This is a genomic window from bacterium (assembly GCA_035307765.1).
GTDB lineage: Bacteria > Sysuimicrobiota > Sysuimicrobiia > Sysuimicrobiales > Segetimicrobiaceae > Segetimicrobium.
In genome coordinates, this window is the sequence record DATGHU010000050.1 from 20,110 (window position 1) to 42,173 (window position 22,064).

The 22,064-nt window shown below is 68.0% G+C and carries 22 protein-coding genes; all 22 read right to left on the reverse strand.

Translation table 11 applies throughout. The features are described 5' to 3' along the window. Nucleotides 1-4: 4 nt before the first annotated feature. The gene (locus VKV57_17335) at nucleotides 5-2,425 is read right to left on the reverse strand and encodes a DNA translocase FtsK (protein ID HLW61668.1); all 2,421 of its coding nucleotides are present in this window, start codon (nucleotides 2,423-2,425) and stop codon (nucleotides 5-7) included. A gap of 54 nt (nucleotides 2,426-2,479) precedes the next feature. Further along, complete coding sequence (locus VKV57_17340; GenBank protein HLW61669.1) at nucleotides 2,480-4,168, reverse strand: ribonuclease J; 1,689 nt, start codon at nucleotides 4,166-4,168, stop codon at nucleotides 2,480-2,482. Between the two features lie 83 nt (nucleotides 4,169-4,251). After that, entirely contained in the window at nucleotides 4,252-4,854 is a 603-nt protein-coding gene (locus tag VKV57_17345; protein HLW61670.1) for a uracil-DNA glycosylase, read from the reverse strand. A 7-nt stretch (nucleotides 4,855-4,861) separates the two neighbouring features. Beyond that, nucleotides 4,862-5,755, reverse strand: a complete 894-nt coding sequence (gene dapA / locus VKV57_17350; protein HLW61671.1) for a 4-hydroxy-tetrahydrodipicolinate synthase — start codon at nucleotides 5,753-5,755, stop codon at nucleotides 4,862-4,864. Nucleotides 5,756-5,813: 58 nt separating this feature from the next. After that, entirely contained in the window at nucleotides 5,814-6,905 is a 1,092-nt protein-coding gene (locus tag VKV57_17355; GenBank protein HLW61672.1) for an aspartate-semialdehyde dehydrogenase, read from the reverse strand. A 14-nt stretch (nucleotides 6,906-6,919) separates the two neighbouring features. Beyond that, complete coding sequence (gene dapB / locus VKV57_17360) at nucleotides 6,920-7,726, reverse strand: 4-hydroxy-tetrahydrodipicolinate reductase (GenBank protein ID HLW61673.1); 807 nt, start codon at nucleotides 7,724-7,726, stop codon at nucleotides 6,920-6,922. Beyond that, a complete protein-coding gene (locus VKV57_17365) occupies nucleotides 7,713-9,020 on the reverse strand; it encodes a pitrilysin family protein (GenBank protein HLW61674.1) in 1,308 nt (435 codons plus the stop codon). The genes dapB and VKV57_17365 overlap by 14 nt, the downstream gene beginning before the upstream one ends. Before the next feature lie 99 nt (nucleotides 9,021-9,119). Next, nucleotides 9,120-11,387 (reverse strand): polyribonucleotide nucleotidyltransferase, encoded by a 2,268-nt coding sequence (locus VKV57_17370; protein HLW61675.1) that lies wholly within the window; start codon nucleotides 11,385-11,387, stop codon nucleotides 9,120-9,122. 84 nt (nucleotides 11,388-11,471) lie between these two features. Next, nucleotides 11,472-11,744 (reverse strand): 30S ribosomal protein S15, encoded by a 273-nt coding sequence (gene rpsO / locus VKV57_17375; protein ID HLW61676.1) that lies wholly within the window; start codon nucleotides 11,742-11,744, stop codon nucleotides 11,472-11,474. Nucleotides 11,745-11,958: 214 nt separating this feature from the next. After that, nucleotides 11,959-12,519, reverse strand: a complete 561-nt coding sequence (efp, locus tag VKV57_17380) for an elongation factor P (protein HLW61677.1) — start codon at nucleotides 12,517-12,519, stop codon at nucleotides 11,959-11,961. A 157-nt stretch (nucleotides 12,520-12,676) separates the two neighbouring features. Then, on the reverse strand, nucleotides 12,677-13,768 hold the full coding sequence (locus VKV57_17385) for a Xaa-Pro peptidase family protein (protein HLW61678.1): 1,092 nt from the start codon (nucleotides 13,766-13,768) through the stop codon (nucleotides 12,677-12,679). Nucleotides 13,769-13,775: 7 nt separating this feature from the next. Then, nucleotides 13,776-14,264, reverse strand: coding sequence for a YqeG family HAD IIIA-type phosphatase (locus VKV57_17390; protein HLW61679.1), 489 nt, complete (start codon nucleotides 14,262-14,264; stop codon nucleotides 13,776-13,778). Between the two features lie 22 nt (nucleotides 14,265-14,286). Next, nucleotides 14,287-14,595: a DUF1292 domain-containing protein gene (locus VKV57_17395; protein ID HLW61680.1), complete on the reverse strand. Its 309-nt coding sequence runs from the start codon at nucleotides 14,593-14,595 to the stop codon at nucleotides 14,287-14,289. Nucleotides 14,596-14,961: 366 nt separating this feature from the next. Continuing rightward, entirely contained in the window at nucleotides 14,962-15,429 is a 468-nt protein-coding gene (locus tag VKV57_17400) for a lytic transglycosylase domain-containing protein (protein ID HLW61681.1), read from the reverse strand. Further along, complete coding sequence (locus VKV57_17405; GenBank protein ID HLW61682.1) at nucleotides 15,426-15,782, reverse strand: hypothetical protein; 357 nt, start codon at nucleotides 15,780-15,782, stop codon at nucleotides 15,426-15,428. The genes VKV57_17400 and VKV57_17405 overlap by 4 nt, the downstream gene beginning before the upstream one ends. 6 nt (nucleotides 15,783-15,788) lie before the next feature. After that, nucleotides 15,789-16,769: a GGDEF domain-containing protein gene (locus tag VKV57_17410; protein ID HLW61683.1), complete on the reverse strand. Its 981-nt coding sequence runs from the start codon at nucleotides 16,767-16,769 to the stop codon at nucleotides 15,789-15,791. Nucleotides 16,770-16,775: 6 nt separating this feature from the next. Beyond that, on the reverse strand, nucleotides 16,776-17,549 hold the full coding sequence (locus VKV57_17415; protein ID HLW61684.1) for a prepilin peptidase: 774 nt from the start codon (nucleotides 17,547-17,549) through the stop codon (nucleotides 16,776-16,778). 89 nt (nucleotides 17,550-17,638) lie between these two features. Beyond that, on the reverse strand, nucleotides 17,639-18,334 hold the full coding sequence (locus tag VKV57_17420; GenBank protein HLW61685.1) for a tetratricopeptide repeat protein: 696 nt from the start codon (nucleotides 18,332-18,334) through the stop codon (nucleotides 17,639-17,641). Nucleotides 18,335-18,348: 14 nt separating this feature from the next. Continuing rightward, on the reverse strand, nucleotides 18,349-20,133 hold the full coding sequence (locus VKV57_17425) for a secretin N-terminal domain-containing protein (protein HLW61686.1): 1,785 nt from the start codon (nucleotides 20,131-20,133) through the stop codon (nucleotides 18,349-18,351). 20 nt (nucleotides 20,134-20,153) lie between these two features. Further along, nucleotides 20,154-20,345, reverse strand: coding sequence for a hypothetical protein (locus tag VKV57_17430; protein HLW61687.1), 192 nt, complete (start codon nucleotides 20,343-20,345; stop codon nucleotides 20,154-20,156). A 470-nt stretch (nucleotides 20,346-20,815) separates the two neighbouring features. After that, the gene (pilO, locus tag VKV57_17435; GenBank protein HLW61688.1) at nucleotides 20,816-21,439 is read right to left on the reverse strand and encodes a type 4a pilus biogenesis protein PilO; all 624 of its coding nucleotides are present in this window, start codon (nucleotides 21,437-21,439) and stop codon (nucleotides 20,816-20,818) included. After that, a complete protein-coding gene (locus VKV57_17440) occupies nucleotides 21,436-22,062 on the reverse strand; it encodes a PilN domain-containing protein (protein HLW61689.1) in 627 nt (208 codons plus the stop codon). Before VKV57_17440 ends, pilO begins: the two co-directional genes overlap by 4 nt. Nucleotides 22,063-22,064 lie beyond the last annotated feature (2 nt).

Sequence of the window (22,064 nt, forward strand, 5' to 3'; positions counted from 1 at the left end):
GACCTCAGGCCTCCGCCGGCGTGGACTCGGCGGGCTTCGCCGCTACGGGGGAGGCGGGCTTGACGCCGAGGGGCTTCCCGCCTTTGAGCACCCGTTCCAAGTCGTCGATCCCCATCAAGACCTCGCGGGGGCTGCTGCCCTGCGAGGGGCCGACGATCCCTTTCTCTTCCAGCTGATCGACCACCCGAGCGGCGCGCACGTAGCCGATGCGCATCTTCCGCTGCAGCAGCGACACCGATCCATAGCCGGCGCGGACCACCAGCCGGGCCGCATCGGCGAGCAGGCTGTCCTCGTTCTCGTCCTCTTCGGGCGGGGCGCCCTCCCCGGCCTGCACCAACTCCTCGACGTACTCGGGCTGCCCCTGCGCGCGCCAGAACTCCACCAGCCGCTCGCTCTCCGCGTCGCTGATGTACGATCCCTGCACCCTCGTGGGCCGGGTGGCGCCGATCGGCGCGAAGAGCATGTCGCCTCGACCGAGAAGCTTCTCGGCGCCGGGGTGGTCGAGGATCGTGCGGCTGTCGACCTGGGACATCACGGCAAACGCGATCCGGGAGGGAATGTTCGCCTTGATCAACCCGGTGATCACGTCGACCGAGGGCCGCTGCGTGGCGACCACGAGGTGGATCCCCACCGCGCGGGTCATCTGCGCCAGCCGACAGATGATCTCCTCAAAGTCCTTCGGCGCCACCATCATCAGATCGGCGAGCTCATCGATGACGATTAAGATGTACGCCAGCGGGCGGTCCGGGTGCTCGCCGTTGAAGGCCTGGATGTTGCGCACCCCTTCGGAGGCAAACAGCGCATAGCGGCTCTCCATCTCCTGGATCGCCCAGCGCAGCTTCGCGGACGCCTCGCGGGGACCGATGACGACGGGGCTGAGGAGATGAGGGATGCCGTTGTAATTCGTCAGTTCGACCCGCTTCGGGTCGATCATCAAAAACCGCACCTGCTCCGGGGTGGCGCGGAACAGGATCGTCGCGATCATCGCGTTGAGCGCCACGCTCTTCCCGGCCCCCGTGGCCCCCGCGATCAGCAGGTGCGGCATCGCCACGAGATCGGCCACCACCGGCGTGCCGGCGATCCCCTTGCCCACGGCGACGGTCAGCGGCGACGCCGAGCGGGCGAGCTCCTGGCTCGTCAGGATCTCGCGAAGATGCACGAGCCCGGGGCGCTCGTTCGGGAGTTCGACCCCGATCGCCGACTTGCCCGGGATGGGCGCCTCGAGCCGCACGCTGCTCGCGGCGAGCGCCAGGGCGATATCGTTCTGCAGCGTGGTGATCTTCTGGACCTTCACCCCGGGCGCGGGCTGCAGTTCGTACCGGGTCACCACCGGCCCGGTCTCCCATCGGATCACCCGGGCCTCCACCCCGAAACTCGCCAGGGTGCGCTCGAGGTGGCGTGCTACCTCTTCGGGCTCCACCTTCCCCGCCCGCGCCTTCCCGGCCGCGTAGGGCTCGAGCAGCGACAGCGGCGGGAGGGTGTAGCCCTGCTGCGGCGGGGCGGGAAAGGGCAGCAGCTCCTGCTCCACGACGGGCTTTCTGCGCCGCTTTCCGCTCCGCTCGCGGCCTTCCCCGGACGCGGCCGCAAACTCCGCGGGGTCGGGCGGCGCCTCCATGCTGTCGGAAGCTTCGTCCGGCTCGGCGGGAGCTTCCACCACTGCCTCGGCGGACCGATCGGCCGCGGGAGCTTCCGGGACGTTCGTCGCACTCCGCTCAGGATCGTCGGGAGCCCCCCACACCGGCCCCCCTACCGGGATCATCCGGGACCTGGGGTGCGTCCGGATCAGTGTCTTGGCGAGATCGGTCACCACCGCCTGTGTCATGCGGACAAGCCGGCCGGGCAAGGGACGGGCGGTGCGGTAGAGGGCCGCCGCCGCGAACGCGGCCACCCGTCTCGCCGACATCTCAAGCGCGCGCGCCGCCGCGCCCGCCATCTCGCCGGTCGCGCGGAGCAGGTCGGTGAGCGATCGCCCGGTGAAGAGCAGCGCCGCGCCCACCCCCCCCAGCGCGGTCACCGTCCACAGACCGGGGTCGCCGACGGCCCGGCGCAGCAGCACCTCGAGCCGGGCTCCCACGTACCCACCGCCGCGGCGGGCGGCGGCGGCGGCGAACTCTCGCCCTCCGGGATACCGAAAGTGCAGCGCGACCAGCGCCACCAGGTAGCCGAGGAGGACGCCGTAGAGGCGGGCGCTGAGGTGAAAGGATTCCCGGACGAAGAGGGTCAGCCCAATCACGAGGCACAACACGGGCACGATGGGAAGGCCCACCCCAAACATCACGCCCAACCGCGCCGCCACAAAACGGGGCGCGTGGGCCGTCTGTGTGGGCATGAGGCTGATGCCGATCAGCAAGGCGAGGGCGATCAGAAAGGCACCTGCGATTTTGGCGGGCATCGACCCGCCGCGGGACCGTCTGCGTCTGGCCACGTGCGGCCTCCTCTGCTGCGATGAGTGCTGCGTCCGTTGCCGGAACGTCGGGTGCTACACTTCCACCAGCAATGGTAAGATCATCGGCTGCCTGTGGGTCTTTTCGAATACATAGCGGCTGAGCGTATCCCTAATGGCCGAGCGAACGCCTCCCCACTCCGTGATCCCGCGATCGTGACAGCGGGTCACGGTTTCCCGCACGCGCTGCTTGCATTCCTCGATCAGGCCCCCAGACTCGCGCACGTGCACGAACCCACGCGACACGATATCCGGTTCCGCCAGCAGTTCCCCGCTCTGGCGGTCGAGCGCCACGAGCGCGATCACCACGCCGTCTTGGGCGAGGTGCCGGCGGTCGCGCAAGACCACCGTCCCCACCCCCACCCCGAGCCCGTCGACGAGGATATTCCCCGCCTCCACGGTCCCGACGCGGGCGATCCGGGTCGGTGTCACCTCGACCACTTGTCCATTCTCCATGAGGAGGGTCCGTTCCTTTGGGATCCCCACCTCCTGGGCCAGGAGCTGATTCAGGACGAGGTGCCGGTACTCTCCGTGCACCGGGATGAAGAAGTTGGGGCGCAGCAGCGTCAGCATCAATTTCAGTTCCTCCTGACAGGCGTGCCCGGAGACGTGCACCTGCGGGCCGTAGATCACCTCCGCCCCCTGCCGGAAGAGCTGATTGATCGTGCGGCCGACCATCGCCTCGTTCCCCGGGATGGGACTCGCGGACAGCACCACCGTGTCGCCGGGAGCGATCGTCACCAGACGGTGCGTGCCGGCCGCCATCCGCGTCATGGCGGAGAGGGGTTCGCCCTGGCTCCCGGTGGTCAGGATCGCCACCTGCTTGACGGGGAGCCGGCCGATCTGCTCCAACGGCACGAGGGTCCCGCGCGGAATCGTGAGGACGCCCAGTTCCGAGGCGATGGCGACCGTGTCCACCATGCTCCGCCCGGCCAGGGCGACCTTGCGATCGTGCAGTGCCGCCGTTCGGAACACCTGCGCCACCCGGTGGACGTTGCTGGCAAACGTCGTCACGAGAATCCGCCCGCCGGCGCGGGCGAAGATCGCGTCGAGGGCGCCCCCCACCACGCGTTCCGACGGGGCATACCCGGGCCGCTCGACGTTGGTCGAGTCCATCAGCAGCAGCCGCACCCCGGCCTCCCCGATCTCCGCCAGGCGGGAGAAATCGGTCGGCTCGCCGTCGATCGGGGTTTGATCGAACTTAAAGTCCCCCGTGCAGACGATCGTCCCCGCGGGGGTGCGGACGACGATCGCACAGGCCTGGGGGATGCTGTGGTTGACGTGGACGAACTCAACGTCAAACGGCCCGATGCGCACCGGGCGGCGCGGCCGGACCGGGATCCCCTTCATGCGGGGAGCCTCCTTGGACTCCTCCACCCGGCGGCGGGCGAGCCCCAGGGTAAGGGGGGTGCCGTACACCGGGGCGGGTGCAGCCTGGAGAAGGTATGGCAGTCCGCCGATGTGATCTTCGTGCCCGTGCGTGAGCACCACGCCGCGGACGGTCCCCTCGGCCGCCAGGAGCCGAAAATCCGGGATGACGAGGTCGATCCCGGGGAGCTCCTCGTCGGGAAACATCAGCCCCGCATCGACGACGAGGAGGTCGCGACCGAGCCGGATCAGCGTGCTGTTCTTTCCGATCTCCCCCAGCCCCCCGAGCGGAATGACCTGCAGCCCGTCCCCCCGCCGGGCGGCGGGGGCGCGGCCGGACGCAGGAGCAGAGGGCAACGGTTCCTCAAGGGGTACGACCACCGGGGGCCCGGCCTGGGGAGGCGGGGGCAGGCGTCGGGAGCGCCGGCGCCGGCGGGCGCTCACGGCGGCGGCACCTCCGCGGACGGATGCAGCAGTGCGGCGAGTGCCTGGATGTCACGGAACAGCACCGGGCGCACGCTGGGATTATGAAGCGCGTAGGACGGGTGGTAGAGAGGCAGGATCGTCATCGCGCCCCGCCGCTGCGATCGGCCGTGGACCTCCTTGATCTGCGCGCCAGGGAGAAACGCCTCAAGCGCGTAGCGGCCCAGGGTGACGACGATGCGGGGGCGAAGCAGCGCCACCTGCGCCGTCAGCCAGGGTGCGCACGCCGCGATCTCCTGTGGGGTCGGCGGGCGGTCCCGCGGACGATCCCCCCCCGTCGTGGCGCGGTCCTTGACGACGTTCGTCACGTACACGTCCTCGCGTCCGAGCCCCACGCTTGCCAGTAGGGCATCGAGCAATCCGCCCGCCCGACCCACGAACGGCCGGCCGGTGAGATCCTCCTCCCTGCCCGGGCCTTCCCCCACGACGATCACGCCGCCGCGGGCGGAACCGTCGCCCGGGACGGCGTAGGTCCGCGTGCGCCACAGCGGGCAGCGCCGGCACCGCCGAATCCGACCGTGCAGGGCGGGAAGGCCGCGGGGCGATCGCGCGACGAAAATCCCTCGCTCAGGCCGCGACCGGGGCGAGCGCGAGATCCCTGAGGACGGCCCCGATGCGCTCGCGCTCCGCGGGGGTCGCCTCGATGAGCGGCAGACGCAGGCCGCCCACCTCGAAGCCCGCCATGGCCATCGCCGCCTTCACCGGGGTCGGGTTCGTCGTGATGAAGATGACCTTAAACAGGGGCCAGAGGCGCAGATGGATTCCCAACGCCCGCTTGACGTCCCCCGTCTGAAACGCCTGGATCATCGCCTTGATCTCCCGGCCCGCCAGGTGGGACGCCACGCTGACGACGCCGGTCCCGCCCACGGCCAGCAGCGGAAGGGTCAGGCTGTCGTCCCCGCTGTAGAGGTGAAACTCCGGGGGCGTCAGCTTGCGGATCTGCGACATCTGGTCGAGGTTGCCGCTCGCTTCCTTCACGGCGACGATGTTGGGCACGTCGGCGAGACGGGCGATCGTGGCCGGCTCGCAGTTCACCGAGGTCCGGCTCTGGATGTTGTAGAGCATGACCGAGAGCCGGGTGCTCTCCGCCACGGCCTTGAAGTGCTGGTACAGCCCTTCCTGGGAGGGCTTGTTGTAGTAGGGGTTCACGAGGAGCACGCCGTCGCAGCCGACCCGCTCCGCTTCGCGCGTCAGGTGGACGCTGTGCGCGGTGTTGTAGGTGCCCGTCCCGGCGATGACCTTTGCCCGCGTGCCGACGGCCTCACGGACCGTGGCGAACAACCGGATCTTCTCCTCATCGGTGAGCGTCGGCGACTCACCCGTCGTCCCGCACACCACCAGTCCGTCGGAGCCGGTATCAACGAGTCGCTTGGCCAGCGCCGCCGCCCGATCGTAGTCCACGGCCAGCGCGCGGTCCATCGGCGTCACCATGGCGGTGAGTACCTGTCCAAAACTGGCCATCGCTCTCCCTCCCTGAGTGGTCTCGGCAGGCCCGGGGTGCGGCCGTCCTCAAAAATGTTCAGGATCCCCCGGCAAGGCTCCTGCTCGGCGGCTTCGGATTCTGGCGTTCGGCGGCAAGCCCATCGGCGATCAGCGCCTCCGCGATCTGCACCGCGTTGAGGGCCGCGCCCTTCCTGAGGTTGTCGGTCACCGCCACCAAGCAGAGACCGTGGGGAACCGTCGGGTCGGGCCGCAGCCGCCCGACGATGCACGCGTCCCGCCCGGTCGCGTACAGCGGCGTTGGAAACACGCCGTGATCGGGATCGTCGGCCACCTCAACCCCGGGAGCGGCGGCCAGCACCGCGCGCGCCCGGTCGACGGGGAACGGCCGGGCGAACTCCACGTGCAGCGCCATGAGGTGGCTGATGAGGATCGGCACCCGCACCGTCGTCACGCTGACGGGGAGGTCGGCCTCCATGATCTTCCTGGTCTCGTGAATCATCTTGTCTTCCTCTTCCGTCACGCCCCCGGGCATCCACTTCCACTGCGGCAGGAGGTTGAAGGCGATCGGCTGTGCGGTGCCGGCCACCCGCTCCACCGCGTCCGGTTGGGGCCGCTCCCGCAGCAGCGCCTCGTCGGCCAGCAGGCGGCGGGCCTGGTCCAGGAGCGCGTCCATCTGATCGCGGCCGGCCCCCGAGACGGATTGGTAGGTGCAGACCACCACCCGGCGGATGGGGACGACGGCGTGGAGGGGAGCGAGCGCCATCAGCATCGTGATCGTGGAGCAGTTCGGGTTCGCGATGATCCCCCGGTGCCCCCGCAGCGCGTGGCGGTTGACCTCCGGGATAACCAGCGGCACGTCGGGGGCCATCCGAAAGGTGGAGCTCTTGTCGATGACCAGCGTCCCCGCCGCGGCGGCCGCCCGGGCGAAGCGTTCGCTGGCCCCGTCCCCGCCGCCGAAGAAGGCGATCTGGACGCCGGCGAGTGCCTCCGACGTCGTCTCCACCACCGTGTGGGGCTGGCCTCGAAACGTCACGGTGCGTCCGGCGGAGCGCGCGCTGGCCGTCGCCCGCAGCGCGGCGACGGGGAAGGATCGTTCCTCCAGCACCCGCAACACCGTCTGCCCCACCGCACCCGTCGCGCCGACGACCGCGACCTCAAACCCAGGCATCCCTCTCCCTCCCACTACAGATCGAGCACGTGCTCCAACCCTTCCACGAAGCGGCGCAGGGCCCCGACCCGCTGAATCGCGAGCACCAGCCCCGGCATGAACGACTCCTCGCTCGTGGAGTCGTGCCGGATGGTCAGCGTCTGCCCCGGCCCGCCAAACAGCACCACCTGATGGGCGACCAATCCGGGCAGCCGCACGCTGTGGACCGGCACCGCATCGATCGAGGCACCCCGCGCGCCCTCGGCGACCACCGTCTCGGTCACGGGCGGCTCGGGCGCGGCTCCCCGCGCCTCGGCCACCAGACGCGCGGTGCGCGCGGCGGTGCCCGACGGCGCGTCGCGCTTACGGTCGTGGTGCAGTTCGATGATCTCCGCGTGCGGGAAGAACCGGGCCGCACGCCGAGCAAACTCCATCATCAACACGGCTCCGAGCGCGAAGTTGGGGGCGAGGATGCCGCCCAGCTCTTGGGCGGCGCACCGCTCCCGCAGGACGGTGACGGCCTCGACGGAGAGCCCGGTCGCACCGATCACCACCGGCACCCGATGATCGAGGGCCACGGCGGCGTGCTCCGCGGCGGCGTCGCCGTGGGTGAGGTCGACCAGCACCGTCGGCCGACCCATCAGGAAGATGTCCACCAGGCTGGCGGTGATCGGCACGCCGATCGTTCCCGCTCCGGCCACGCCCCCCGCATCCTGGCCCACGCCGGTCTTGCGGCCGAGGGCACCCACCACGGTCATGTCCTCCCGCCGTGCGATCGTCCGCACGGCCGCCCGCCCCATCCGGCCGGCGGCGCCGGCCACGACCACCCTATGCACCTGCACGGGCCCGCACCTCTTCCTCGATGGCTGCGATGAGCGCGGGCTGCTGATCGAAGGGGCCGATCGCCGCGAGCGCCAGCCGATCGGGAACCAGAAGCGAATCTGCCAGGTGCCGCACGGCCTCGCCCTCGACGGCATCGACGTCGGCGATGATTTCGTCCAGGGTGATCTGGCGCCCGAAGTACTGCTCCGAGCGGGCCAGTTTGCTCATCCGGCTGCCGGGGGTCTCCAGGGCGAGCATCAGGTTCCCCTTGAGCGATTCCTTGGCCCGGGCCACCTCGTCAACGGTCAGCCCGTCGCGCGCGCGCACCAGGCCGGCGAGGATCAGTCGCACGACCTCCCGCGTCGCGGCGGGGCTCGTGCCGGCGTAAACGACGAACGCCCCCGCATCGGCGTAGGCGGACTGGTAGGAGGAGATGGAGTACGCCAGCCCGCGCTCCTCCCGGATCTCCTGGAAGAGCCGGCTGCTCATCCCGCTCCCCAGCGCGGAGTCGAGGACCGCCAGGACGTACCGATCCGGGTGGGCCTGGGCGAGGCCGGGCACGCCGAGACAGAGGTGCACCTGCTCGATCTCCTTACTCCGGTAGGCTGTCGCCCGCTGGGGCCGGGGCGGCACGTGGACGGCCGGGGCGGCGCGCCCGGCCCATCCGCCCAGAAACTGGTCGGCGAGATCCACGATCTGCTCGTGATCCAACAACCCCGCCGCGGTGACCAGCACGGCGTCGGGGCGGTACCGCTCCGCCATGTAGGCCTGGAGATCCTCACGGGTCAGTCCGCCCAGGCTGGCCAGGCTCCCGGAAACCGGGCGGCCGAGCGGGTGCTCGGGCCACAGGGTCTCCGCGAACACGTCGTGCACGAGGTCGTCCGGAGCGTCCTCGTACATCTTGATCTCCTCGGCGAGCACCTGTCGCTCCTTTTCGACCGCCTCCGCGTCCATCGCCGGGTGGAGGAGCATGTCCGTGAGGATCGCCATCCCCTCCGCCAGGTGATCGCGCAGCACCCGCAGGTAGTAGCAGGTGTGTTCTTTGTCCGTGAACGCGTTGAGCTGGCCCCCGATCGCGTCCACCGCCTCGGCGATGGCCAGCGCCGATCGCGTCGCGGTGCCCTTGAACAGGATGTGCTCGATAAAATGGGAGATCCCGTTGTGCGGAGTGTCTTCGTACCGAGACCCCGCCGCGATCCAGACGCCCAGCGCCACCGTGCGCACGTGGTCCATCGGTTCGGTGATCACCGTCACCCCGTTGGAAAGGGTCGCGCGCCGGTACAGCGCCTGGTCAACCGCCATCGTCATCCCCATGCCGCGGCCCCCCCACCGGGCGATCCCGCCCGGAGCCCCATAGGTAGCCGAGAAGCCTCCTCGCGGAGGCTTCCCCAACGCCAGGATGAACGCCCGTCACTACGGCCCCGGCTTTCGACGCGGGGGTCGTGGCCCCCGGTGATCCCGATCCCGAGGTCCGCGATCGTGCCGGTCGAACCGTTCGGCCCGGCGCGTCTCCCCGCCGCCGCCATCGCCCCCCTCGGGGGACAGCCCCGCCGGCACTTCGTCCCCCGGCACCAACCCCCGCCGGGTCAGGTTGACGCGCCCGAGGTTATCGATCTCCTTGACCTTCACCTCAAGTTCGTCGCCCACCTTGACGACGTCCTCCACCTTGTTGACCCGTTCGCGGGAGAGTTCGGAGATGTGGACCAGCCCCTCCTTGCCCGGGAAGATCTCCACAAACGCGCCGAAGTTCATCAGGCGGGTCACCCGTCCCTTGTAGATCTCGCCCGGCTTCGCCTCCTTGACGATGTCCTCGATCATTCGCTGCGCGCGCGCGGCGGCCTCTTCGTCCGCCGAGGCGATCAGCACGCGTCCGTCCTGCTCGATGTCGATCTTGACCCCGGTCTCCGCGGTGATCTTGTTGATCACCTTCCCGCCTGGACCGATCACCTCGCGGATCCGCTCCGGGTTGATGACGATCGTGATGATCCGCGGCGCGTACGGCGACATCGTGGACCGTGGGGCGGGAATCGTCCGCACGATCGCATCGAGGATCCGCATCCGCGCCTCCCGCGCTTGGGCCAGGGCCTGGCGGAAGATCTCCCGGGAGAGCCCCCCGATCTTGATGTCCATCTGCAGCGCGGTCACCCCGTCTCGGGTCCCCGCCACCTTGAAGTCCATGTCGCCCATCGCGTCCTCGATCCCCTGAATATCCGTGAGGATCGCGACGCGCGGATCCCCCGCCGGCCCGGTGATCAGCCCCATGGCGATCCCCCCGACCGGCTTGCGAATCGGCACCCCCGCATCCATCAAAGCCAGCGTGCTGCCGCAGACCGAAGCCATCGAGGTGGACCCGTTCGACTCGAGCACGAGGGAAACGAGACGGATGGTGTACGGCCACTCCTCTTCCGGGGGCAACATCGGCTCCACGGCACGCTCGGCCAGGGCCCCGTGCCCGATCTCGCGTCGACCTGGACTGCGCATCGGACGGGCCTCGCCCACGCTATAGGGCGGGAAGTCGTAGTGGTGCATGTATCGCTTCCGGTCCCGCGTGCTCAGGTCGTCGATGATCTGTTCGTCCTGTCCCGTCCCCAGCGTGCACGCCGTCAGGACCTGGGTCTGTCCCCGCACGAACAACCCGGAGCCGTGCACCCGAGGCAGCAGCCCCACCTGCGCGGAGAGCGGACGGATCTCCGTGGGGGTGCGGCCGTCGGTCCGGATGCCGTCGTTGAGAATCATCCGGCGGACTTCCGCCTTGATCACGCCGTCCACTAGGTCGCCGACGATCTTGGCCTGTCCGGGAAATCGATCCGCCAGCGTGGTCTGCGTGTCCGCGGCGACTTCGGCTAGCGCCGTTTCCCGCGCCAGCTTGTCGCCTCGGCGCAAGGCCTCGGCAATCTTCGCCGCCGCCGTTTCCCGCACCGCCGCCTCTATTTCGGGGTACGCGGGGGGCGTCACCGAAAGTTTGGCGCGCCCTACCCGGCGGACCAGGTCGTCGATCCCGGCGATGATCCGCTTGATCTCCCCGTGGGCGAGGTCGAGGGCCTCGAGCAGGCGCTCCTCGGAGACCTCACGCGCGCCCGCTTCCACCATGGTGATGCCGTCCCGGGTGCCGGCGACGACGAGATCCAAGTCCATCGCCTTCTCATCGATCAGCTTCAGCGAGGGGTTGACCACCAACTGACCGTCGACCTGGCCGATCCGGACCGCGGCGATCGGCCCATGGAACGGGATGTCTGAAATCGCCAGCGCCGCCCCCGCGCCGCACACCGCCAGCACGTCGGGAGTGTTGTCGAGGTCGCTGCTGAGCACCGTGGCGACCACCTGAACATCGTTCCGGAAGCCTTTGGGGAACAGCGGCCGGATCGGGCGGTCCATCAGGCGCGCGCTCAGAGTCGCCCGCTCTCCCGGCCGCCCCTCGCGCTTAAAAAAACCGCCGGGGATCTTCCCGGCGGCGAACATCTTCTCTTCGTAGTCGCAGGTCAGCGGGAAAAAATCGATCCCCTCACGGGGCGCCGACGACATCGTCGCGGTGACCAGAACGAGCGTGTCCCCGGACCGAACGACCACCGCGGCGTTGGCCTGTTTGGCTAAGGTGCCGGTCTCGATCGAGATCGGGCGGGCGCCCACCTCCACGTCCACGCGGCCCGTCCTCCCCCCGTGCGCGACCTGGTCCGTTGTCACCGCTGCCGTCCTCCTCCGTGCATTATGTGGGTCGGTCCAATTCCCCGCCGAAACGGCGACGGAGCGGGATCCCCGCTCCGTCGTCTACCGCCGCAACCCAAGCCGATCGACGATTGCGCGATATCGCTCCAAGTGGTGGGTGTTGAGGTACGTCAAGAGCCGACGCCGCAACCCGACCATGCGCAGCAAACCCCGCCGCGAATGAAAATCGTTCTTGTGGATCTTCAAATGTTCGCTGAGGTGGTTGATGCGTCCGGTCAAACGCGCGATCTGAACGTCGGCGGATCCACTGTCCTTGGCGTGTCGCTGAAACTCGTTCACCGGGACCTGCTGCGTCGTCTCACCCTCTGCGCTCATCGCTCCACCTCCCATCAACCGTGCTCACCGCCGGAATCTGGCCCGCCCGCCGAAGCGCCGCCGGAGCTGCGGCCGCCCCCGCCACCTGCCTGGGTGCCACCGGTAAGTGAGGTATACCCCGACCCGGGGAAAAGACATGCCTGCCACACTTCTACCTATAATAACACACGCGTTCCGATGCTGGCAAACCTGGGTGGACGGAACCTTGCCGACGCTACCGCACGCGCTCGATGTAGTTCCCGGAGCGGGTATCGATCCGCACGGTCTCCCCGGCGGTCACAAAGAGGGGCACCTGCACGACGGTGCCCGTCTCCAATGTGGCGGGTTTGGTCCCGCCGCTTACAGTGTCGCCTCGAAAACCCGGCACGGTCTCGATGATCTTCAGGTCCACCGAATTGGGCAGCTCGATGCCGAGCGGCGTCTGCTCGTGGAAGACCACCGTCACATCCATGTTCTCCCGGAGAAACCGGGTCGCGTCGCCGACCAGGGCCGCCGACAGATGGAGTTGCTCGTAGTTGGTCTTATCCATCATCACGTACTCGTCGCCGGTCGAGTACAGATACTGCATGGTCTTCCGCTCGAGATACACCAGCGGAACCCGCTCGGCCGTGCGAAACGTCCGCTCCGTCGTGGAGCCGGTCTTGATATTCTTGATCTTGGCTTTGACGTAGGCCGGCCCCCGACCCACCTTCACATGGTCGGAAGCGATGATGACATACATCTCCCCGTCGAGCAGGAAATGCACCCCTGGACGAAAGTCATTGCTCGAGATCACACACGATCACCCATTCGGCAGTGTACCCGCAACCCTGCCGCCCTGTCAAACGCGATGGAGCGGACGGCCCTCGAAACACCCGCGGACCCGGAGGCGGGAAGAGCCCACCCGCCCCACTCCCTTCGAAACCCGCCGCCGGATTTGCCGCACACCCGGGCTACCCCAACACGACCCGGAGCTCTTTCGGCGCCCGCGTCAAGATGCGGCACCCGTCCGCGGTGACCACGACGTCGTCTTCGGTGCGCACCCCGCCCCACCCCGGGAGGTAGATCCCCGGCTCGACGGTGACGACCATGCCGGGGCCCAAGACGGCGTCCTCCAACGGCGAGAGCCGCGGCCCCTCGTGCACCTCCAACCCCAGACCGTGGCCGAGGGAGTGCCCGAACGCCTCCCCAAATCCCGCCGCGGCAATGACGGACCGGGCCGCCTCGTCCACAGACCGGCAAGGGACGCCCGGCCGGATCATGTCGAGGGCACGCCGCTGAGCGTCGAGCACAACCTGATACACCCGGCGCTGCTGGTCATCGGCGCTTCGGAGCGCGACCGTCCGGGTGCAATCCGAGCAGTACCCACCGCATTGCGCGCCAAAGTCGAGGGTGACGAACTCCCCCCCGGCCATCACCCGGTCCGTCGCCCGGCCGTGCGGCAGGGCCGAGCGGGGGCCGCTGGCGACCACGCTGTCGAAGGCGACCCGGTCCGCTCCGGCGCGGCGCATGAACGATTCCAGTTCGACCCCGGCCGCGCGTTCTGTGAGTCCGGGGCGGAGCACCTCGAGCATGTGCACGAATGCCTGATCCGCAATCTCCACCGCGCGCGAGATCGCCGCCAGTTCCTCGGCGTCTTTCACCCAGCGGAGACGGTCTACCGAATTGAGGGGCACCAGCTCGGCGGGAGCAAGCTTCTCCCGCAGCCGCAGCACCTGGGCGTAGGAGACAAACTCGGCCTCGAATCCGATCGTGCGCGGCTTTCGCTCACCGACGGCCGCCGCCAGCGCGCCCAGGGGATCCCGCCCGCCTCGCAGCACGGTCCAGCCGGGGGCCTCCGCCGCCGCCTGCTCCTCGTAGCGAAAATCGACCGCGAGGAGCGCCTCCGGCGGAGTGACGAGGGCCAATCCGGCCGACCCGGTGAATCCGGTCACGTACCGACGGTTCTCTGTCTTCAAGAGCAACAGGGCCTCGGTCCCGGATGTCCCGAGGTACTCCCGGGCGCGGTCGAGGTGGGAACGGAGCGTCGGGGTCGTCCCGGGCATCACCGGCTCACCGGCGGCCTCCGGTGATGGCCCGCTCGACAAACCGCATCAACCGGGTGAGCACAAACTCCCGCCGACCCTGCGGGCGAACGAGAATCGTGTGCAGGCCGAGGCGGTTCCCCCCGAGAATATCGGTCAGCACCTGGTCTCCCACGAGAGCCGTCACCTCAGGGGTCGTCTCCATCACCGAGAGCGCCCGACGAAGCGCTTTCGTCCACGGCTTCAGCGCTCCCGTCACGACGGGGAGTCCGAGCATCATCGCCAGCTTCGTCACGCGACTCCCCATGTTGTTGCTGACGATGCACAAGCGCAGGTCGGCGGCGCGGGCGGCGGCGATCCACCCGGGGAGCTCGGGACTCGGCCGATGAGCGCCCCAGGGGACGATCGTGTTGTCCAAATCCAAGATCACACCGCGGATGCCCTGTGCGCGAAGGGCGCGCAGGTCAATGTCGTAGACCGTCGGGACCTGCGACGCCGGCCGCAGCCACCGAAGCACATGTCACCTGCAGTACTGACCATCAGTGGGATGTCTCGCCGGAGCCCTCCGTCGACGAGCCGGACGCGGTTTCCACATGGACCTCGGTCTCTCCTTCATCCGAGGCCTCAAACGCCTGGCGGACTCGCTCGAACTCCGCATCGTCCTCAATCGTCACGAGGGTGTCATCCTCCATCCGGAAGATCACCGCGGTCTCCGACTCCTCCCCACCCATCACGGGCTGGAGCACCGCGTATCGACGCTGATCCACTTCCAAAACATCGACGACGCTGAACTCGTGCTCGACCCCATCCTCATCGAGCAACTTAATGACGTCCTCGTCGCCGCCCACGCGGGACACCCCCTTGTGGTTCATTACGATGCGCCCACCGCGGGCGTCAAGCGCAAGAGCAGTCTAACATTCGTCATCAGGATGGTCAACGCATCATCCATGGAAGTTCCGCAGCACACGCAACGATGCTCTCGCTGACTTGCATTGACACACGTTCCGCAGACCGCGTATCATCGTCGTGCAGACGCACCGTTCGAGGGCGGGGAGAGCATGCGTCATGCACCCCGCTCAGCAACGAGGCCGGATCCTCCTCCCGGCCTCGTTGTATTTTTTCCGGCGGACCGGTTGGGCATCGTGGACGCACTTGGGCGACGTGCGTGAGGCGTCGTCGGCTGGTGAACATGGAGTCGAGCGGGTCAGACCGCGTTAGGCGCGAAGCCCATCGAACACCCACAGGACCGCCCACACGTACCACTGCGTCTCCGCGAAGGGCGGGATCCCCTCCCAGCGATGGACCGCCCCGCTCCCCGCGTTGTACGCGGCCAGCACCAGGGGAAGATTCCGAAACTCATCGAGGTCGAGCCGAATCAGCCACGCCGCACCGAAGAGGTTCTGGAGGGGATCGTGGGGATTCACGCCCAGCCCGTTCGCGGTCCCGGGCATCAGCTGCCCGAGTCCCTCCGCCCCGGCCGAAGAGATGGATTGGTGATTGAACCGGCTTTCGATGTAGACCACCGAGGCGAGAAGGCGCGGATCCAGTCCGTAGCGTGTGGCCGCGGCAACCACGGCGTAGCCCAACCAGCGCGCCTGCCCGGATGTCAGCCGCGGGTTCGACGCCCGCACGAAGGCGGCGTACTCCTCGGGGGTGCGCACGCGCCACCGCGGGCGGGTCACTTCGATCCCCAAGAGGTTGAGCCAGACCGCAGCGCACCTTGTTCCGCCGTGCTGGGATGCCGCCGGAGCGCTTCTGTAAACCACGCCGTCGCCCCGGCCCGATCTCCCCGCGCCACCTCCACCGCCCCCATCCACAGCGCGGGGCGTGCGGACATCGGGGCTTCGGCCGCGGCCCGGCCAAACGCCTGCGCCGCCTCGACGAACGATCCCGCTCGGTAGTCGGCCGCCCCACGGATCATCCACGACTCGATGCCCTCGCCATGCGCGGGAGGGCTGAAGGCGAAGGCAAAAACGAGGGCGATCGGCAGGATAACCGCGCCGGACCACGCGCGGCATCGTCTCAGGCCACGCATGGACGGTTAGGTCCGCGACTCCGCGTACACCGCGACGTGGTTCTTGCCCAGGTCCTTCGCGTGCTGACAGGCGCGGCGGGCGTGCTCGACAAGTTCCTCCGCGGTGGCAGCATCGTCGGGAAAACCCGCCACGCCGGCGGAGATCCGGACCGGGCCAGACGCTCGGAGTTCCGCGGCGAAAAACCCGTGCGCCTCGGCGGCCGCCCGGATTCGCTGGGCGACCATGACGGCCTGCGCGATCGGCGTCTCCGGAAGGATCACCGCGAACTCGTCGACGTCCAGACGGCACATGATGTCGACCTCGCGAACGCGTCCCGGCACAACCTCGGCGAGCTCTTTGAGCACGCGATCGCCCTCGAACGTCCCACTCTGGTCGACCAACCGCGAAAAGTCGTCGACGTCGAAGATCACCAGCGACAACAGATGCTGGTACCGGCGCGCCCGCTGCACTTCCCGCGGCAGGTATTCGTTCAAGACCCGCACCGTGAATAACCCGGTGAGGTCGTCGAGGCTCGCCGACTGCTGGATCTGCCGGCTCAGCTCGTCCATCTCCTGCTGGTGCGCGGCGATCTGCTGCGCCAGCAGCCGCTGGTACTCCTTGACCGTCTCTTCGATGCTCACGGCAATGGCCCCGCCAAGATCCCACAGCGCCGGTCCCGCGGACTCACTCGTCCCCTCCCGTCCCACCCGTTCCCAGAGCAGATCCTGCAGCACCCGGTAGCCGGTCACCAGGTCCCCCAGCGGGAACCGGATGCGGCACCGCCTGGCCGCCTCCTTCGCCACGCCAATCCGCAGGGCCCGCTCGTCGCGGTGGAGGAGATAGTGGCCGAGGTCGGTGATGTAGACTTCGCACGTGCGCCGAACTTCATCGCGCGGCCGGTGGGTGAATCCGGAGCCGTCGGCCGCGAGCATCCGGTCGACCCAAGCAGCGGCGATCCCCCCCGCGTCGGCGACCAGCGCATCGCCCAGCGAGTGCGCGTCCGGCAACGGACCTCAGCCCACCAGCCTGCTCAAGTACCAATTCAGTAGACCCGGGCCCCACCACATCGCGGTGATCGCACCGGCGGCCAGCGCCGGGCCGAACGGAATTTGCTCCCGGCGCCCCTTGATCCGCAGGGCCAGCAGGAACACGCCCAGCGCCCCGCCGATGAACACCCCCAGCAGGATCGCCACCCCGCCGATCGGCCACCCCAGAAAGGCGCCGATCATTGCCGCCAGTTTCGCGTCCCCCATTCCCATCCCTTCTTGCTTGAGGAGGGGGATGCTCAAGAGGTTCACGAGGATAAACCCGCCTCCGAGCGCGATCGCGGTCACCGCGGCGACGGCCGCGTGCCGCACGTCCACCCCCCCGCCGGACACGGCGGCGAACACGAGCCCGACGACGATGCCCGGGTAGGTGATCCGGTTGGGGATGATGAAGTGGTCGAGATCAACAAAGAACACGATGAGGAGCAGGGTGCCCAAGACCATGCTCTGGACCGCCCGCAAGCTGGCCCCGAACGTCGCCACGCTCACGAGAAACAGCACCCCCGTGAGAAGTTCGACGAGCGGGTAGCGCCAGCTGATCGGGGCACCGCACCGGCGGCAGCGCCCCCGGAGCAGGACAAAGCTGAGCAGCGGGATGTTATCGTACCACTGGATCGGCGCCTGGCACTGCGGGCAGTGCGACCCCGGCCAGACGACCGACTCCTGTCGTGGGAGTCGATAGATACAGACGTTGGCAAAGCTGCCGCCAATGAGCCCCAGGACGAACGCGACACCGTCCATAAATGCTGCGGGGCGTCGCTAGTCCTGACCCGACCGGGCGCATCGGGAGGCCCCGGGGCCTGAGCCCGGAGCCGACCGAACGGCGCTGATCACGGAGGCGTGCAGACGGTGGCCGGCTTATACCCCCTGGCAAACGCCTCCCACTTGGTCAAAAACAGCGCCGGGTGCGCGATCTTCGGAAGCGACGAGCAGGGGAATTGATACACGAGCTTCGAGTCCTGGTCGACAATCACGTAGAAGTCGGCCGGATTGTACTTCTGCCGGGTGGGCAGCGATGGATAGATCACCGCGATCTCACCATTGTGGGCGCCGGGACGGGGCGATCCCTTGTAGGCCACGGCGCGGTCCTCGCTCAGGTCGACCACCTTCTGGGCGGCCCGATCCCCCTTGTCGTCGTCGCTCAACTGGCCCTGGGGCGAGGCGCCGCTCGGCGCCGACCCCCGGGTCGGATACGCCTGCGCCAGCAGTTCCCAGGCCGCCAGGTTCTTGTCGTCGAGGCTCACGGCGTGCTCAAGCGCGTCGATGGCCCGGTCGAGGTACCCACCGCCGTACGGCACGAGGCCGTTCCGGGATCGGATCGAGCCCTCCCAGTAGGCGAACCCGAGCCAGTAGTAGGCGTCCGAATCCTGAGGATTGGCGGCGAGGGCCCGCTGATAGACGGCAACCGACCGCACGAAATCGCCCTCGGTGGGGTAGATATTTGCAGGGTCGTACGGCGGCACGGCCGCAGAAACGCCCCCGACCATGAGTGCCACCAGGCTTAGGACAGCCAGCGCGATCCGCATCGACGGCGCCCTCGCTACCCGATCTTTTGGAGGATGTGCGGGGTGATCACGAAGATCACCTCGTTGTCGGTCTTATCCGTGGACACGCTCTTGAACAGCCAGCCGATCAGGGGGATATCGCCGAGGAGCGGCACCTTTACGGTGTTCTGAACCTCGTTCTTTTGGATGAGCCCGGCGAGCACGATCGGCGTCCCGTCCTTCACCGTGAGCTCCGTATCCGCCTCGCGGGTGGCGATCGTCGGCGGGACGTTCGGCGCCGGCGCGGTCACGATGCTGCTCACCTCGGGGTGCATCTTAACGGTCACGTAGCCGTCGGCGTTGATCCGCGGCGTGATCTCCAACTGGACGCCGGCCTCGATGATCACGACCGACGGGACCCCTTGGGCGTTGACGACCTGGAACGGGATCTTGTCGCCGATGTTCATCTTCGCGGTTTCCCCGTCGCGGACCGCGAGCCGGGGATTGGCGAGGAGCTTCGACTTGTTCTCCTGGATCAAGGTATTGAGCGTCGCCAGGATCGCCGGCGAGGTGATCGTCGCATTCGGGCAGCACGGGTATTGACCCCCCGTGCTGGTGATGGTGAACGGCGTCGAGGTCTGCCACGCCACCCCGAGGTTCTTCGTCTCCTCCGTCGGCACTTCGACGACCATCGACTCGATCAAGACCTGCGGAATCGCGGTGTCGACCTGGCCGAGCAGGCCGTCGATGATCTGCATCTGCGCCGCCGATGCGGTGAGGACGATGGAGTTACTCGCCTTGTCGATCTTTGTGGTCCCGGTCACGCTCGCGGGCAGCCGCGCGCCCATCAAATCCACGAAGGAGGCGGGGTCGAGATAGCTCAAGCGGATCACCCGCGTCACGGCCCGTTCGGCGGGAAGATCCACGCGTGCGAGCAGATCGGACACCTTTGCCTGGTCTTCGGCCGTCCCGACGACGAACAGTGAGTTGGTGTTGTCGTCCACGACGATCTGGGCCTTGTTGATCCCGGTGATAGGCAGGTAGCTGCCGGCAAACTGCGACGCCAGCATGTTGCTCACCTCGTACTGGCGCAGAACCGGCCGGGCCAGCTTCTCCTTCTTCGCCACGACGATGTTGTTCCCGACCATCGCATACCCCAAGCCATTGGGGTCGAGGATCAGGTGCATGGCCTCGTCAAACGTCACGCCGATCAACCGGACGGTGATCTTCCCGGTGACATCGGTGTCGGTGACGATGTTGACATTCGCGAGCTTGGCCAGGGCAGACAACACGTCGGCGATGTCCGCGTTCCGCAGCTCCAGGTTGATGGTCTTGCTGGACGAGGGCCCGGCGTTCATCGCCGGTGTGGGTGTGGGCTGCGACGTCTTCGATGGGGCGGTAGGCGGAAGCGGCAGCTGCGCCGACTCGGCCCGTTCAGGGATCGGCTGTCCGGCCTGGGTGGGGATGACGACGAGGACCGCCATGTTACCAGGGGAGGTGGTGACGTGGAATCTCACCGGCTGGGACAACTCCACAACCACCCGAACGGTATCGGTCGTGTACTCCCCCACCCTCACCTTCGTCACCGGCCCGCGCGCGATCGGCAGGTCGCCGGCCGGCATCCCCAGACTTGTCCCGGGAATGTCCACGACGATCCAGTTCGGGTTGAGGTCGCGCACCTGGAACCGCACCGGGCCGGTGGCGACAATCGCCATCTGCACCTGGGTCGCGAGCTCCTTCAGGTTGATCCCGGTCACCTTCACGGGGGCAGCCTGCGCCTGAGCAACCGGCCAAGTCGCGAAGACAAACAGCAGCATCACTCCGAGCGCGATGGATCGCATAGGACCCCGCAAAGGGACTATCATAGCGACTTCTCACCTCCGACGCCCAACTCGAACGTCATATTATTTTGCTTCATGGTGACCTTGTCGGGGTCTATGGATACCACGACGGCGTCGTTCACGCGTTCCCCCACGCCCACGATATAGCTCTTACCCTGTGCCTCGATGATGGCCACCCGCGAACGCGAGCCCATGATCCCTGCGACCCGCATCCCCGCTCCGGGCGGGGGGGGCGGCGGCGCCGTGCCAGGCCCACCTCCTGGAGCGGTGAATCCCGGAGGTAGCGGTAAGCCGACCCCAGGAGAAGGCGGAAGGGTCGCGGTTGGGCGCGGTAGCTCCGCCGAAGCCAGCGGGGCAAACGGATCCGATCGGCCTCGCCCACCCGTTCCCACGATGGTCTCCGTGGGATTCTGGGTCGGTGGCATCTTCCCCGATGGAGCCGGGGTGCCTGGGGCCGGGTTCCCCGTCGTCGACGGCGTCCCCGCTGCCGCCGCGCTCCCCGCGGCAGGGGTCGCCGCTTGAGGCGCAGATCCGGCGGGCGCCGACGAAGCGGTCTGGGTGGAGTGGATGGTCGCGCCGGGCCCAGGTAGCTTTCCCCCAAAGTTCTTGTACACCACCGCGGCGAGAATGACGACCAAAACAATGACGACGAGCGGGAGGGCTTTGCGGAGTTTATCAGGCGTCATCGACCCGCCCCGCTTTCCGGCACCACGTACGTCGTCGCCTGAAGTGCCAGGGTGAGCTTCGGAGGATTCGTCCCGGCCTGTCCGTTTGGGCTCATCCGGATATCGGTCATGGAGATGAAGCGCGGGAACGTCTCGATCCCGTGCAAGAAGCTTTGGATCTGATCAAACGTGCCGTCGGCGGTGAGCTCCAAGCTGAAGGTCTGATAGCTGGGACCTCCGGCCGCCGCCGCCGCGGGAGCGCCCGGTTTGGGGGGCTGGCCCGGCGTCTGCTGGGGGGCCTGCAGGGGGCCCGGCTTGATCAGCGTCAGGTCCGCGCCGACCTGAGAGGCGAGACCCTCCAGCTGCACCAGCAGCACGGGGATCTCGCGAGCCGAGGGAAGCTTCGCTTCGCTCGATTGCACATCTTTCTGCAGCGCCGCGACCTGTCGCTCCAACTCGTCCTTTTGCGCCGCTTCGGCCTGCAGGCGGGCCAACTCGGTCTGCTGGGTCTTCAGTTGCTGGGAGAGCAGGTTGATTTGCTTCATCTTGGGTGTGTAGATGTAATAATAGAAGCCAAGCGCCACTACCAGCGCGCCCAGGAACACCAGGATCGCCTTCTCACGCGGCTCGAGCCGTCTCATTGAGGATCACCACTCTTCTGGGCGGTGACGCGAGAGGGGGCCTCCCCCTCCGGAACCTCCGAAGGGGTGGCGCGTGCCGAGTGCGTCGGCGCCAGCTCTCCGGTCACCTGGAACTTGACCACTTCCCGTGCCCCGATTTTGTCCTTCTGCGTTGAGGTGAGATCGATGTTGCGAAACCGGTTTGAGTCCTTCAGCGCGACCATGAACCGGGCGACGCCCTTGTAGGAGAACGTGTACCCGTCGAAGAGGACCGCCTTACCCCCCGACGTCGTGAGGTTGACGAGCCAGACGTCCTGAGGAATCACGGTCCGGATCGCCGTCAACGAATCGGTCGCGGGCAGTTGGTTGGCCAAGAGCGCCTGGATGACGGCCTGGCGGGCCTGCAACTGGCGCACCGTCGCCCGGAGCTGCTCCACCTCGAGGGCGACCGGCCGAAGGGCCTCGATCTGCTGGGTAACCTCGGCCACTTGACGCTGCAAGGAGGCCACCCGGCTCCCCAAAAAGAGCGAGATCGCGATGAGGATGACGACAAGCAGCGCCGCCCCCGCGATCCCCAATATCGTCCCGGGCGTGGGGCCGACCGGCCGCCGTTTTCCCGGTGCGAGGAGGTTGATCGTGATCATCG